Annotated in this window: 12 protein-coding genes and 2 pseudogenes; 5 read left to right on the top strand and 9 right to left on the bottom strand. The window is 59.6% G+C overall.

Features of this window, described 5'->3' with window-relative positions:
* Positions 1-4: 4 nt before the first annotated feature.
* Positions 5-82 (bottom strand): annotated as a pseudogene (locus AACY49_RS10130) (DUF4142 domain-containing protein); the annotation flags it as partial.
* 218 nt (positions 83-300) lie between these two features.
* On the opposite strand from AACY49_RS10130, the gene AACY49_RS10125 reads away from it, so the two are divergent.
* Both AACY49_RS10125 and AACY49_RS10120 read left to right on the top strand, forming a co-directional pair.
* Positions 301-543, top strand: a complete 243-nt coding sequence (locus tag AACY49_RS10125) for a DUF465 domain-containing protein (protein ID WP_258700236.1) — start codon at positions 301-303, stop codon at positions 541-543.
* Positions 544-653: 110 nt separating this feature from the next.
* Entirely contained in the window at positions 654-914 is a 261-nt protein-coding gene (locus AACY49_RS10120) for a hypothetical protein (RefSeq protein WP_339523409.1), read from the top strand.
* A 23-nt stretch (positions 915-937) separates the two neighbouring features.
* Here AACY49_RS10120 and AACY49_RS10115 read toward each other — a convergent pair whose 3' ends face one another.
* The 6 genes and pseudogenes from AACY49_RS10115 to AACY49_RS10095 all read right to left on the bottom strand — a co-directional run bounded on the left by AACY49_RS10115 (position 938) and on the right by AACY49_RS10095 (position 7,387).
* Positions 938-2,029 (bottom strand): SMP-30/gluconolactonase/LRE family protein, encoded by a 1,092-nt coding sequence (locus AACY49_RS10115; protein WP_339523407.1) that lies wholly within the window; start codon positions 2,027-2,029, stop codon positions 938-940.
* Positions 2,026-2,223 (bottom strand): SRPBCC family protein, encoded by a 198-nt coding sequence (locus tag AACY49_RS31800; protein ID WP_408980609.1) that lies wholly within the window; start codon positions 2,221-2,223, stop codon positions 2,026-2,028. Before AACY49_RS31800 ends, AACY49_RS10115 begins: the two co-directional genes overlap by 4 nt.
* Positions 2,223-2,427, bottom strand: a pseudogene (locus AACY49_RS31795) (SRPBCC family protein); the annotation flags it as partial. The gene AACY49_RS31800 and the pseudogene AACY49_RS31795, both read right to left, overlap by 1 nt.
* A gap of 114 nt (positions 2,428-2,541) precedes the next feature.
* The gene (locus AACY49_RS10105; RefSeq protein ID WP_258700713.1) at positions 2,542-3,405 is read right to left on the bottom strand and encodes a LysR family transcriptional regulator; all 864 of its coding nucleotides are present in this window, start codon (positions 3,403-3,405) and stop codon (positions 2,542-2,544) included.
* Between the two features lie 186 nt (positions 3,406-3,591).
* Entirely contained in the window at positions 3,592-5,310 is a 1,719-nt protein-coding gene (locus AACY49_RS10100; RefSeq protein WP_339523405.1) for a hydrogenase maturation protein, read from the bottom strand.
* A gap of 229 nt (positions 5,311-5,539) precedes the next feature.
* Complete coding sequence (locus tag AACY49_RS10095; protein WP_339523620.1) at positions 5,540-7,387, bottom strand: amidohydrolase; 1,848 nt, start codon at positions 7,385-7,387, stop codon at positions 5,540-5,542.
* A 324-nt stretch (positions 7,388-7,711) separates the two neighbouring features.
* Between AACY49_RS10095 and AACY49_RS10090 the strand changes: the two genes are divergently transcribed.
* Positions 7,712-8,308: a hypothetical protein gene (locus tag AACY49_RS10090; protein WP_339523403.1), complete on the top strand. Its 597-nt coding sequence runs from the start codon at positions 7,712-7,714 to the stop codon at positions 8,306-8,308.
* Between the two features lie 79 nt (positions 8,309-8,387).
* Here AACY49_RS10090 and AACY49_RS10085 read toward each other — a convergent pair whose 3' ends face one another.
* Complete coding sequence (locus tag AACY49_RS10085) at positions 8,388-8,702, bottom strand: SCP2 sterol-binding domain-containing protein (RefSeq protein WP_258700241.1); 315 nt, start codon at positions 8,700-8,702, stop codon at positions 8,388-8,390.
* A gap of 64 nt (positions 8,703-8,766) precedes the next feature.
* The gene (locus AACY49_RS10080; protein ID WP_339523400.1) at positions 8,767-9,477 is read right to left on the bottom strand and encodes a histidine phosphatase family protein; all 711 of its coding nucleotides are present in this window, start codon (positions 9,475-9,477) and stop codon (positions 8,767-8,769) included.
* Between the two features lie 203 nt (positions 9,478-9,680).
* Here AACY49_RS10080 and sohB point away from each other — a divergent pair, with 203 nt between their 5' ends.
* Positions 9,681-10,703, top strand: a complete 1,023-nt coding sequence (gene sohB, locus AACY49_RS10075) for a protease SohB (RefSeq protein WP_339523398.1) — start codon at positions 9,681-9,683, stop codon at positions 10,701-10,703.
* A 289-nt stretch (positions 10,704-10,992) separates the two neighbouring features.
* A complete protein-coding gene (locus tag AACY49_RS10070) occupies positions 10,993-14,907 on the top strand; it encodes a leucine-rich repeat domain-containing protein (RefSeq protein WP_339523396.1) in 3,915 nt (1,304 codons plus the stop codon).
* The last annotated feature ends 28 nt before the right edge of the window (positions 14,908-14,935 follow it).

Here is a 14,935-nt window from a genome sequence, read left to right as displayed (position 1 = left end):
AGCAGGTGGCGGCAAAAGCTGTGCCCATGCCGGTGCTCAAGGCTACGGCAAGGGTGAGGTGACGCACGTTGAATCCGTCCATTGGTCATTCTCCGCACAGGTTTGGATGGGCGATCCGGATGATCGTCACTCAATGGAGATTGGCGCTCGGGCAAAGGTTTTATCGCTTTTGCGACAGGGCGACGAACGGACACCGCTGGTCTGATAGGCGGTCGACAGAACACGGTAAGCAAGGCCATTCTGATAGCTGGTGAGCGCAGCCGATCGCGCTTGCTACCGATTAACCAACGGAGGTGTTCCATGCCGGTGACTCATGATCTGTATCAGGATCTGAAACTTTCAAAGGAAGAGATCCAGCAAAAACGCACCAAGGATCCGTTACTGGATTCACTGATCAACAAGTATTCGCAGGCAGACGCGGAGGTGTTGAAGGCCGAGTCCGCACAATCAGATGCGCCCAGCGATGAGGCACTGAAGAAACTCAAAGAGAAGCGCTTGCAGGTGAAAGACAAGATCGTCCAACAACTTCACTCATCGTCCTGATGTGCCATGTCGAGCCACCGACGACCGGTGACTGAAAAATTGGAACGGGGATCAATACCGGCACCTCGAACGATCAGAGTCCGACGTTACGGCTCCACGCGAGGTGCCCCATGCCCCATTCAGCCTTTCCCCATGAAGAAAAGTGCCCCAGCGAAGAACAGGGCGGCTACGACCCGATCCCGACCCATCCTGAACCCCTGAGTCCGGGACGCACTACCGTCAACCCGGAGGAAGAGCCGGGCATCGATGAACTGCCGGATAATGAAGATATAAGGCCTCTGGAGCAGGACGACGTCACTGACATCGACCCGCAGCGAGTGCGCGAAAAGACAGACAATGCGGTACGCGAGGGTGAGATGGATCCGCGTTGATTCAAGATCAAAAGATCGCATGCCTATTTCAATTTCAATGCCGTACTCAACGGCAACCGCGCCATGTGCCGCGCTTTCAGCGACCCTAGATACAACCAGTCCCCATACTCGCGTACCGTGGTAATGGGTGAATAATTTCCGCTGCTGGCGTCCTGCAGATTGGCTATCACTTTGCCGTCGAGGTTCAGGCCCAGGGCGAAGGCGCGTTTCTCCACCGGTATCGGCAGAACTGTCATTGCCCGCACGATCATCTTGCGCAGCAGAGGGTAGGGCGCCAAGGTGTCAAGCAGTGCATTGCGCGGTGCATACAGCGCCACCCAGAAACGGTCGCGGCCATTGAATGCCAGGTTGTCCGGCAGCCCCGGCAAATTGTCGATGAACAGATCGTGGGTTCCGGCTTTCGGCCCGGTCAGCCAATAGCGGCTGATGCGATAGGCGCCGGTTTCGTTGACCAGCACAAACGCATCGTCAGGCCCCAGGGTCACACCGTTGGCGAATTCCAGTTTCTCCAGCAGGACCGTCGTCTTGCCGGTCTGGAAGTCATAACGCAGCAAACGGCCGTCGCCGCCGTGCTCGATGATCGCCTCGCCATCCTTGCCGTAACCCCAACGGCTCGAAGCATCGCTGAAATAGGCGTAATGCCCGGGCTTGTCGATGGCCACGTCGTTGGTAAAACCGAAGGGCACACCGTTGGCTGTGGTGGTCAATGGAATCAACCGGCCTTGAGCATCGAGCGACAGCAAACCCTTGATGCCGTCAGCGATCACCAGCAAACCATTGGGATGCCGCGCAAGGCCTAATGGCCTGCCACCGGTATCAGTCAGCACCTGGGTGGTTTTGCCATCCAGGCTGGTGCGAATCAATCGGCCGTCATGCAGGCCGGTGATGAGGACGTCTTTCTCCAGCAGCAACGCCTCCGGGCCGTCGATGTCAGCGGCACCGACACGTTCCACGCCTTTGAGTCGCTGATTGTCGGCGTAGATGCCATCGGCGAGGGAGGGCGCCAGTGGCGGAGTCCAGGCGACCGGCTGAACCTTGGTTGGCAATAACAGCAGCAAGGCGCTAATCACGATGATCAGCAGCAACAAGTGCCGAAACTTGAGAGGGCGTTTCATGCACTGACTCCTGCCGGGGCCAGATGTTTTTGTGCCATCTCGCGTAACGCCAGCATCGACTCCGCCGATTCGCGCTCGATGCGCCGCTTGAGCAACAGACGATTGGTTATGCGCATCCCCAAGCCGCTGAAGTGGTATTCCAGGGTGCGGACAAACCGCGTGCCGTCGCCCTCAACCTCACACTCGTAAGTCACACGACGTACACGCCGAAGTTGAAAAACAACAGGGTCAGCGGCACCGCCAGCCATTCCAGCGGTTGCACCGGATGCACCGTGCTCCAGAACCCGCCGATGGCCAGCACCCCGAACAGCAACACAAAGGCGCCGTGCAACCAAGGGTTGTAGAGCGGATGAATGTCGGCACGGTAGCGCGCGGAACGCTTCGGTGGTCTGCCTCACTGGGTTCACCTGTGATTATTGTTATAACCAGCAGATTAGCCGATCCCGCCGCGCAGGCGCGCCGAACCTTGAGGACTCAAGCGCCATGCTCCAGTGCAAGGCGCCCGTATGGTGTCAGGTCAGCGGGTTCCAGCGCTGGGACCAGTCATCGTCCGTCTTGATCACTTCACGCAGCAAGTCGAACGCTCGCTGCAGGGTCGCCGAGTCGCGGTCCCTGGAGTAAACCAGATAGGTCGGGTAGCTGAACTCCGGGGCTTTTGGCACTGGCTCCAGCACGCCGCTTTCCAGGTAACTCTGGACCACTCGAGTGCGGAAATAACCGCTGCCGCCGTTTTCCAGGATGTATTGCAAGGCCAGCGGTCCGAGGTTGAAGCTCAGGGCTGCCTTGGCTTTTTCCGGCAGGGCGGCATCGTGCTGGCGACGGAAGTCCGGGCCCCAGTCGATATACACGTAAGGGTCGGGCCGTCCGGTCAGGCGTACCAGGATGAGCTTTTCTTCCAGCACCTGCTCGACTTGCAGGCCTGGCCAGTACTCGGGCTGATAGACCAGCGCCGCATCCAGCACCCCCAGCTCCAGTTGACGCAGGAGGTTTTCGCCGTCGCGGATTTCCATGCGCAAGGCGTGGCTGGGAATCTTCTCGCGCAGCTCGCCCGCCCAACTGAGCATCAACGGGTTGCACAGACTGACCTCGCCACCGATGTGCAGCACGTCGCGGTAGCCCTCGGGCAGTGGCAAGTCCCGGCGTGCCGCTTCCCAGGTTTGCACCAGTTGATTGGCGTAAACCACAAAGGCCTCACCGTTCGGTGTCAGGCGCGCACCGGCGCGGTTGCGCACGAATAGTGTGCAGCCCAACTGGCTTTCGAGTTTCTGCACGCGGGCGGTGATCGCGGTCTGGGTGACGTGCAGCTTTTCGGCCGCCGCGGCCAGGCTGCCGTGGCGGACGATTTCCAGAAAGGTGCGGGCGAGGTCGATGTCCATGGGCAGGCCGATGTGGGAGGTGCGGGCATTGTAAGAGCAGCATTTGTCTTCCGATACCGCGTTATCGTTCTTCGCGAGCAAGCCCGTTCCCACATTCGACCTGTGGCGTGAAAAATATCTTTACCCACCACCCAACCCATGTAGGAGCGGGCTTGCTCGCGAAGAGGCCCTGTCAGGCACCGCAAATCAATCGGCCAATTCAACATCCCGAACAATCGCCCAATCGGCTACCAACCGCTGTGGCGTGCCACACGCCTTGCGCTTGAACACAAAGCTACGGCACTTCTCGGCGAACTGTTTGCGGTTTTGCACCATGTCCTGATGCATTTCTTCCAGCTCGGCATTGCGGCAGTGCTGCATCAGTTGAGTATCGAGTCGGCTTTTGCGCTCACGCACCGCCCGGTACGCCGGATCACTCAACGCACCGTTGGCCCGTTGCAATAACCACAGACCAAACTCGTCCGGGCAGCGCGGGCCGATTTCCTGGACCATGCCCAGTTGCAAGGCCTGGGTGGCGCTGATCGGCAGACAGTCTTCGGTGAGCTTTTCCGCCATCACCCGGCCAACGGCGCGGGGCAGGCTGTAGGTCCAGTATTCGGAACCGTACAGGCCCATGGATTTGTAATGGGGGTTGAGCACGATGTCGGACCGGGCGAAGACGATATCGGCAGTCAGCGCCAGCATCACGCCGCCGGCCCCGGCATTGCCGGTCAGGCCGCTGACCACCAATTGCCGGGCGCTGAGCAGTTCCTGGCAGACGTCGTCGATCGCCTGAATGTTGGCCCAGGCTTCCAGCCCCGGAACCGCTGCGGCCTGGATCACGTTGAGGTGCACGCCGTTGGAGAAACTGCCGCGTCCACCCTTGATCAGTAGCACTTGGGTGTCCCGGGACTTGGCCCAGCGCAGGGCCTCCACCAGTCGCTGGCATTGTTCGGTGCTCATGGCTCCGTTGTAAAACTCGAAGGTCAGCTCGCCGACATGGCCTGATTCACGATAGCGGATCGGTTGATAGCTTTCGTTGTTGAAGGGCTCAGAGGCGATCGACCAATCAAGGGTCGGCACCTGCGCAAGCTGTTCGGCGAGTACATGCCGGGCCGGACGTTTGAAGGTTTCTTCGCCGGGCCGGGGTTTGCATCGCAGCGAACCGATCCACAGGCTGTGATCACCGGTCGCCACCAGCACCGCATCGTCGTGCACCGCGAGAATCTCCCCCGGCATGCCGCTGCGCGAATCCAGATGAGCGTCATACAGGTAGTACTGACCGCCGGTCAGGCTCGCCAATACGCCGGGCTGGCCGTCGGCGGCGTCGATGCAGCGTTTGATGAAACGTGAGCTGTCGTGCCAGCTGAAGATCCGATCGGCTTGCTTCATGTTCGGCTGCAAGCGGCCAATCACATGGCGCTGGCTGTAATCCAGGGGCACCGGAGCGAATCCGTCGATGAATTTCTCCACGACTTCGCGGATACAGGCGATCGCCGCGTCACTGACGCGCCCGTTGTACAACTCGGATTTGCGCAGGTCTTGGGGCAGGTTGAATTCACAGGTGGCCCAGACCGGTCCGGCGTCCATTTCCTCCACCGCTTGCAACGCGGTCACGCCCCAGCGGCTGAGTTCACGGCTGATCGCCCAGTCCAGCGCACTGGCGCCACGGTCGCCGATGATGCCTGGATGAATGATCACCACGGGACGCTGGAGGTTGCTCCACAGTCGCTGCGGGACCCGATCCTTGAGAAATGGGCAGATCACCAGGTCGGCACCGGAGTGTTCGATCTGCTCGCACACCGCGTCTGCATCGGTGAACAGCACCACGCTGGGCGAGTGACCGGCCTGACGCAAGTCCAGCCAGGCCCGCTGGGTCAGACCGTTGAACGCCGATGCCAGCAGAATGATCTTCAATGACCGCATGATTGACTCTTCCTTGAGAATAATAGGCCGCAGGCTCCCAATGAGCCGTCCGTGGCCTTCGATGGAAGCGCGATAGTAGAGAGTGTGCGGTGGCGAACAAGTGATCGAGATCAAGCTTGTGTCAGTGAGTGCTTCGGGACAGAAGGGACAACGCATGTTTAATGTGGGAACGGGCTTGCTCGCGAAGGCTGCACACACATTGGATGGATGGTGTTTGGCGATATTTCGTTCAGAACGCGAAACAGGAACAGCCAAACGCTCCCCAGAACCCTTGAAAGTCACTGACCGGCGCTGACGACAACCGCGCCCGCTCATGGCGGTGGGCATGCACCGCGCAAGCGCCCACGCACTGGTGCGCTTGCGCGGTCAGTGGCGCCAGGGGTTTCCAGTGCCCCGGTACATTCACCACCGGCGACCACTCAGGCACCACCGGGATTGGCGGTGGCCCCAGTTTTTCGAACTCGACGCTACCATAGACAATCTTGCCGTCGACAATGGTCAGCACCGACTCGATCCACTTGATGGCTTCATCTTCGATGTGAAAGTAGTCCGCCGACAGCGCAATCAGGTCCGCCAGTTGCCCGACCTTGATCTGGCCTTTCTTGCCTTGTTCGGAAGAAAACCAGGCGCTGCCGTGGGTGAAGAGTTCCAGCGCCGTATCGCGGCTCAAGCCTTGCGGGTAGAGCGCCAGCCCGCCGACGGTACGGCCGCTGACCAGCCAGTACAGCGACGTCCAGGGGTTGTAGCTGGAGACGCGCGTGGCGTCAGTACCGGCGCCCACCGGCACACCCTCGGCGAGCATGCGCGCGATGGGTGGTGTCGCTTCGGCCGCCTTCGCGCCGTAACGGTCGACGAAGTATTCGCCCTGGAACGCCATGCGGTCCTGAATGGCGATGCCGCCGCCCAGGGCCTTGACCCGTTCGATGTTCCGGGGAGTGATGGTTTCGGCGTGATCGAAGAACCATGGCAAACCGTCGAACGGAATATCCCGATTGACCTTCTCGAACACGTCGAGCATGCGGCTGATGGATTCGTTGTAGGTCGCGTGCAGGCGGAAGGGCCAGCGCTGCTCCACCAGATGCCGCACCACCGGCTCCAGCTCCTGCTCCATGGTTTGCGGCAGCTCGGGGCGTGGCTCGAGGAAGTCTTCGAAATCCGCTGCCGAGAACACCAGCATTTCCCCGGCACCGTTGTGCCGCAGGAAGTCATCGCCCTGGCCGTAATGGGAGGTGTTGGTCCAGTTTTTGAAATCGCTCAGTTCTTCCTTGGGTTTCTGGGTGAACAGGTTGTAGGCAATGCGCACCGTGAGCTGTTGGTCTTTGGCCAGTTGCTGGATGACTTGATAATCGTCGGGGTAATTCTGATAACCGCCGCCGGCATCGATGGCGCTGGTGACGCCCAGTCGATTGAGCTCGCGCATGAACTGGCGGGTCGAGTTGACCTGATATTCCAGTGGCAGCTTCGGCCCCTTGGCCAGGGTCGAGTAGAGGATCATCGCGTTGGGCCGGGCGATCAGCATGCCGGTCGGATCGCCGTTGGCATCGCGCTGGATCTCGCCACCCGGCGGGTTCGGCGTGTCGCGGGTATAACCGACGACTTTCAGCGCCGCGCGATTGAGCAGGGCGCGGTCGTAGAGGTGCAGGACGAACACCGGGGTGTCTGGCGCGGCCTTGTTCAATTCTTCAATCGTCGGCAAGCGCTTCTCGGCAAACTGGAACTCGTTCCAGCCACCGACCACCCGCACCCATTGCGGGGTGGGTGTGCGATCGGCCTGATCCTTGAGCATGCGCAAGGCATCGGCCAGGGAAGGCACGCCTTCCCAGCGCAGTTCGAGGTTGTAGTTCAGGCCGCCACGAATCAGGTGCAGGTGCGAGTCGTTGAGGCCGGGAATCACCGTGCGCCCATGCAGGTCAATGATTTGCGTGCCGGGGCCTTGCAGGGCCATGGCCTGGGCATCGCTGCCGACCACCACGAAGCGCCCATCCTTGATCGCGACGGCACTGGCCTGGGGTTTCTTGCGGTCGACGGTGTGCAGGCGTCCGTTGTACAGAATCAGGTCGGCGGGGGTGTCGGGCATGGTTTTGCTCCCTGCGGTTAGCGGACTGATCCAGGCACCGATGGCGCCTGCCGAAAGACCTTGCAGTACACGGCGGCGACTGAAGTCGTTGTGCTCGTCAGGTGGACTCATGGCAGTGTTCTCCGCTCAGTTCTTCACAAAAGAAGCAGGGGTTGAACAGCCGATGTCTGACGCATGCGGCCAGCAAGGAATATAGACCGCAAATCCGCTGGCGGCCTGTTTTAAGTGCCTGACAGATCGGTTAGATTCCCCGCCCGGCTCAAACACGGACGTAGACGATGGCATACGCTGCCGCTCGATCCGAAGGACAAGGACAACTGCTCAGTGACATCTCTTAAAGTCAGTAACCCGAAAGGTATTTTGATCGCAGCGCTGATAGCCACCGGCCTGGTCGGGACTTATCTGTACGCCAGTCAGGGCAACAGCATCCCCGATACCGTGATGATGACAACTCGCGCTACGGGGGGTAGTGAGCCAACGTTCGATGCCACGAAGTGGTTTCGTAATGGCATGTATGTGCCCCAGGAACTCGACGGCAAGTTGAATCCGTACATCATGACTCGCAGCAAGCCATTTGTTTTCACCGCCAAGGACAATGAATTTCTGATCCAGGCGGCCATTGAGGCGCTGGAGGATGTTCGACCTGAAGTGGATACTCAGCCTGTCTGGAATACATGGCCGGTGCTGACCCGGCGTGTGCGTTACAACTACAGCTTCTTCAGTGCCCCGGATAAGCCGGCGGATCTTTACAATCTTTATCTGCAGGTGAGCTATCGCAAGTTTGTCATCGGCGTTCAGCTCGACGGAGATGAAGGCAACCTCACCTATGACGGTGAAGTGACCGAGGTCAACAGCGTAGACCCAGAGCAGGAAGCACATATCAAAGTCTTCGAAGAAATGGATGACGCCGGCACTCGCTGAGCCCTGAAACGACGAATCCCGCCATATGGGCGGGATTCGCATGCAGCCAGAGAGGCTCCCGAGAGCGGGAGCCGTCGTCTTACGCCGGGAACAGCTCGGACAGTTTCATGGCCAGCATCATGTCGCCTTCAGCGCGCAGTTTGCCGCCCATGAACGCTTGCATGCCGTCGGTTTCGCCGCTGACGATGCCTTCCAGGGTTTCGCCGTCCATCACCAGAGTGACCTGGGCGTCCGGGTTCTCGCCTTCTTGCAGCTCGCAGGTGCCGTCTTTGACGATCAACGAGAAGTTCTTGGTGTCGTCGATGCGGAAACCGAATACCAGGTCCAGACCGGCAGCAGCGGCTGGGTTGAACTTGGCTTTCATTGCTTGTACGGCATCAGCTACGGAGGTCATGGTTCGATCCTTTCTTGGGTAATTAGAGCTGGGTGATTACAGCCAGGGTCACAATAGTCCGGACTCAGCGAAACGTGATGAGTTCCGGGGCCTTCAGCAGTTGCAGGTGCGTATGACTGTTGAAGGAAGCCAGGGCCACCTCGCGACCACGAAACTTGAGCAGGTTGAGCGAGGTGTTGACGATTTGCCAGTTCAGTTCAAAGGCCTGCCTGGCAGGCATTTGCGTAATGAGGTGGAGCAGGGCGGTGATGGTGCCGCCGGAGGTGAACACGGCAATTTTCTGGGTGTTGTCGGCGTGTTCGAGCAGCCGTTGCAGGCCGGCCTGCACACGTTCGACGAAGCCCAGCCAGCTTTCCAGGCCCGGTGTGTCATAGGTGCCGGCGAGCCAGCGCTCGATGATCAGGGCGAAGATGCGCTGGAACTCGGCACGGTTTTGCGCGGCGTTGCGCAGGACATCCAGCGCTTCGGGCTCGTCTTCCAGCATGGCCGGCAGCAGGGCACGGATCACCGCGTCGGCGTCGAATTCGTTGAACGCGGAATCGATTTCCAGCGTCGGCACCGGCAAACCGACGGCGGTGAGCTGTTCCAGCGCGCTGCAGGCGGTATGTTGCTGGCGGCGCAGGTCGCCCGACAGGCAGCGATCGAAGCGGACACCGAGTTCGGCCAGGTGCTGGCCGAGGACTTCTGCCTGACGAATACCGGTCGGCGACAGAACGTCATAGTCGTCTGCACCAAAGGAGGCCTGGCCATGTCGAATCAAGTAGATGCTGCCCACGTCCGCGTCATCCCGGTACGTTGAAGGTTTGGCGAGGTTATGAGGATGACGGTGAGCTGTCAATGAAAAAACATACGCTTGTTTGAAATGCCCGTTACAGGCCTGTTGCCAGAGGTTTCACGGCTGGTCGTCGGGCCGGTGCATGGGTATGCTGGAGGTATCCCGCGCGTGTTTATGCCGCGCATCGTCTTGAAGGAGTCCCTGTGGAGCTTTTGTCCGAGTACGCCATTTTTCTGGCCAAGACCGTGACCCTGGTAATCGCCATTCTGGTGGTCCTGGCCAGTTTTGCGGCGTTGCGCAGCAAAGGCCGGCGCAAGTCGACCGGCCAGTTGCAAGTCAGCAAACTCAATGATTTCTACAAAGGGCTACGCGAGCGCCTGGAGCAAACCTTGCTCGACAAGGATCAGCTCAAGGCCCTGCGCAAGTCCCAGGCGAAAACCGAGAAAAAGCAAAAGAAGAAACCCGAGGCCAAGCCGCGGGTGTTCGTGCTGGATTTCGACGGCGACATCAAGGCGTCGGCCACTGAAAACCTGCGCCACGAAATCACCGCGCTGCTGACCCTCGCCACGCCAAAGGACGAAGTGGTGTTGCGCCTGGAAAGTGGCGGCGGCATGGTTCACAGCTATGGCCTGGCATCCTCGCAACTGGCGCGGATCCGTGAAGCCGGTGTGCCGTTGACCGTGTGCATCGACAAGGTCGCGGCCAGCGGCGGCTACATGATGGCGTGCATCGGCGAGAAGATTATCAGCGCACCGTTCGCGATCCTCGGCTCGATCGGCGTGGTGGCACAGTTGCCGAACGTCAATCGCCTGCTGAAAAAACACGACATCGACTTCGAAGTACTGACGGCCGGCGAGTACAAGCGCACCCTGACGGTGTTTGGCGAAAACACCGAGAAGGGCCGCGAGAAGTTCCAGGAAGAGCTGGACATCACTCATCAGTTGTTCAAGAACTTCGTTTCCCGCTATCGCCCGCAACTGGCCATCGACGAAGTGGCCACCGGTGAAATCTGGCTCGGTGTTTCGGCACTCGACAAGCAGCTGGTGGACGAGCTCAAGACCAGCGACGAATACCTTGCCGAACGAGCCAAACAGTCTGAGCTCTATCATCTGCATTACGCCGAACGTAAAAGCCTGCAAGAACGCATCGGCATCGCGGCCAGCGGTTCGATCGATCGCATTTTACTGAGCTGGTGGAGCCGCTTGACCCAACAACGCTTCTGGTAAAAAACCGACGAAACCGGGCTTTACCTAATGCCAGTCAATCAAGGTGCGAAACCTGTGGGAGCGGGCTTGCTCGCGAAGGCGGTGTGTCAGACGACTTCAATGTTGACTGGGCCATTGCTTTCGAGAGCAAGCCCGCTCCCACATGGACTGCCTGGTTTCGTCGTTTTGGGCGGTTCTTTTCTGTCTTCATCGGAGAATTTTCCTCGCGGTTTCGGGGACCTTTCCGGCTTCCTACCCATCCATGCCGGTTTACTGTAGACGTCCTCGACTGACTGCAATGGACTGCACCATGAGTGACTCAACGCTTAACCAGATGAACCTCCCGGAACCGGTCCCGGCTCCGGGAATGCGCGACGAACTGCGCGCTGTCGTAGACACTGCGCGGCCGCAAACACCGGGCCAGTTTGGCGTGGATCTGTTCAAGGACAAATGGGGACGGGACATCGATCCGCACACGGCTTTGTTGGTTACCCTCGACTACAACTACAAAGGACATCCTGCACAGAACGGCATCCATCAAGGCCAGGTGGCCAATTCCCGGACATTGCTGCAGGCGCTGCTCGGCGATTACCAAACGGTGGGGGACGGACGCTTCGGCGAAACCGCCTTTGGCTTGTACACCCCACCCGACATCGGTCCGTCCGTGCGTATCGTCGAGCATGTCGACGAGTTCGCTAATCACGGCAGCGGCAACCACCAGACCTATGAAGGGGTCTATCGCCAGACCGTTCCGCAAACCTATGGGCCACTCACGCAAATTCCCCTGAAACCCGCCGACTTCAAGCAATGGGTCTGGACGCTGGAGCTCAAGGATTTGTACCAGGCCTATCTTGAGCGAGCATGGCCCTCGGATGAGGCGATCATGGCCGCCAAGTCCTACCCGCTGAGGACTTCGGTCAAAGCCGCATTTGTCATGAGTGCCTGGTTGCAACGCCATGAAAACAGCCTTAGCCAGCAAGGCCTGGAGCTGGCCCTGCAGGCGGCGGGACTGCCATCGCATCAAGCCTGGGGCACGCTGACCCTCAAGCAGTTGCAGGCACCGACCCGGATGCCTTCCTCGATCATGGTCGGGCGCCTTGAGCTTTATCGCTATACGGCGACGGACATCTGGACCTGGCGCGAACGCTCCGGCTCGAGGATTTTGTTATACATCCCCGGCAATTCATCGCCGTTGCATGAGTTCATCGATGCTGCACATTTGCAGCGCTGGATCGTGGCGCAGGGCAAGGGCGATGACACGAAGCGGGCGCTGGCGAGTCACTTTGCCGAGGCGGATCGCGAGGATGGCACCTTCCACGCCGGCGTGTTGACGGCGCTGGAAGGCATGGTGGTCTACCCGAATAAACACCGGCTGACTAAAACGGCCGGCCTGTTTAACGACGATGGCTACTGGGACCCTGCTCAATACGTTGGTTTCGAGCAGCCTTCCTCACTCATCGATCCTTTCGCCCAATTGGTGCTGACCATGAAGCGCGCGGCTCAGGCCAGCGTTGACAGCATTCGTGACGACGCGCAGGTCAACCGGGACAACTTGAGTGCAGTCGTCGAACCGATCGTGCAATGGGTCAATCGTTTCGGTCCGTTGGCGTTGTTTGTTCCGGGGGGCGAGGGGCTGCTGGCACTGGCTGGGCTGATCGATGCCGGTTATGGCCTGGACCAGGCGGTCAACGGCGAGACGTCGACACAACGCTCGGAGGGGGTGACTCGCACAGTGTTCGGTTTGCTTAATGCGCTGCCATTGGCAGCAGCAGGCGCGGCGCATGGGGTCGAAGGTGCCGAGGCCGCGAATCCGCTCGAGAGAGGGCGTGAGCCCATCGATGCAGGTCAGGAACCGGTTGGCAAATCTGTTCCCGATCTGCCTGTAAACGCACCTCCGGCGCCATTGCCCGCCGAAGCGATGAGTCGCCGGGAGTTGCTTCGGGGAATCGGTTCGTCGGTAGCTGGCTTCAGTGACGAAACGCTGGCACAGATCGGCAAAATCAGTGCGGTCGACAACGACATGCTGCGGGTGATGCACACGGGGCGTCCGCCCACGCCGTTGCTCGGCGACACCATCAGCCGCTTTCGGATCGACCAGGATCTTGAACACCTCGCCGATGGCGAACGCACAGCGCTGTTCAACAGCCGCTACCAGGCCTTGCAGCAGTCGGATAATGACTGGGTCGGCCTGTTTCAACGGCAATATCCCGACCTGCCAAAAAGCGCCGTGGAGCAAATGCTCGACCGTTATGGCGTGGACCTCCAGTCATCGCCTGACATGGTGGAGGCAAAGAGACTGTTCAGTCGCCTCGACAGCAAAGCCCGACAGTACCAGCAGCATGTGCGCTTGAATCGTGCCTATGAGGGGCTTTATCTGCGCTCGATGAGAAATCCCGAGTCGGACACGCTGGCGTTGCATTCACTGCCAAACCTGCCCGGTTGGCCGAAGGGGCTGCGTATCGACGTGCTCGATGCATCTCTCAATGGGCGGGTGCTGGATCGTTGCGGCCCACTCGAATCCACCGATGTGCGACGCCTGATCAAAACCGCCAGTCAGCGCTACGAGGTGGTCAACGTTGCAAAACGTACGGATTTCCATGAGGCGGTACTCGGCGTTCTGTCCGATTCGGAGCGCGCTGCTTTGCTGTTGCCCGCAGTGGACCCGGTTGGCGCCTTGAAGGGTTACATCGGCGAGCGGGCGTTGTCCCGTTCCGAACTGATGACCGGGCTGGGCAGGATGGACACCGGTTTGCCCTTCGAAACGCAAGGGTTGCGCGGCGGCGGTTTCCCGACGACAGCCCAGGCCGAAGCGCTGACGCAGCAGATGATGCGGCTACAGCTTCAGGGCATCTATCCGGATTTCAGCAATGCCGAGGCCGATGAGCTTTTGCAGCGGGTGGGCGCCGGTGCACAGGCGCACATTGATGGTCTGAAACAGCAATTGCAGCAACTGAACGCCGACCTGAGCGCCTGGATCGACCAGGTTGCCCAAGACATCGACGACATGGATATCCCTGTTCTGACCGCCGACGATGAGGCGGCGCAGGGAATGAACGCCCGGCAGATTGCGATCCATAACGCCGAACAGGTGCAAGCGGTGATGGCGACTGAGCACGACACCAGAACCGAACTTGCCGTCGAGTTGGTGTCTATATGGCAAAAGCGCGCGCTCCAGGGCAATCGGGTTTACGCCAATGGGCAACTGGTGGGGTACAGAATGGACTTGGCATTCGAGGACTACCATCGCTTGCCTGCGCTCAACGTCAGGTTCAACGAAGTGATCGAGTTGTCGATGCGACGTATTCAGGTGACCGAACGTGAGAGCCTGAATGACTTTCTCGAGAGCTTTCCAAACCTGCGGATGCTCAATCTGGAAGGGGTCGACCTGAGTGCGTTTCAGGTCCTCAACGCTGAAGATCAGCTAATCAGGGCGTTACCACCGTCGATGGCACGATTGCACGACCTGACCTCACTGAATTTACGTTTCTGTGACCTGACCTTCACTGACCGCGCCGCTTCGCAATTGAGTGGCATGATCCGGCTACAAGACCTGGATCTGAGTGACAACCCGCTTGATGTCCCGCCGTTGGTCCTGGGAATGACTGATTTGCGTCGGCTGAACCTGAGAAACAGCGGCATTACCACGTGCCCGATCGGGATCATGGATCAGCCGTACCTGACTTCGCTCGACCTGCGCGACAACCGCATAGCCCGAATACCCCAGGCCGTCATCAATCAAGCCATTGCTCGAGGGCGGGTACAAATGGGCGGCAACCCGTTGACGGATGAAGACACACTGTGGCGGTTGATAGACCACCGTGAGCGAACCGGTATCAACCTGTGGTTGAGCGAACCGCATGCCGACTACGGCGAGCCCGAAGCCTGGCTGCGGGACATCGAAGAACAGCAGCGGGACGCGCGACTGGCGATCTGGCAGCGTCTGGCCGCCAAACCCTCTGGCACACGTTTCTTGCGAGTCATGGATGGCGTAAGCCTTACGCCGGATTTCCTGGTCAACTACGAGGAAATTCAGGCACGCGCCTGGCGACTGTTGAGTGAGGCAGACGCTTCGGATGAGTTATGGACCCGCTTGAGTCGTGACGTCGAACTGGCCGAAGACGATGCAGACAATCCAATGGCGATTTTCATGTCACTGGAAAACCGAGCGAGGCTATATGGGGACTGGGTGGCGATGGGGCGGCCGTTTCCAATGGAGGTGGATTGACCCCGGTAGCGTCAAGCCTTGAGCCCGA

Origin of the sequence: Pseudomonas sp. EL_65y_Pfl2_R96, assembly GCF_963970905.1 — a bacterium.
Taxonomy (GTDB): Bacteria; Pseudomonadota; Gammaproteobacteria; order Pseudomonadales; family Pseudomonadaceae; genus Aquipseudomonas.
The sequence above is the reverse complement of the archived record's forward strand: the minus strand, read 5'-3'. Positions and strand labels throughout refer to the sequence as shown.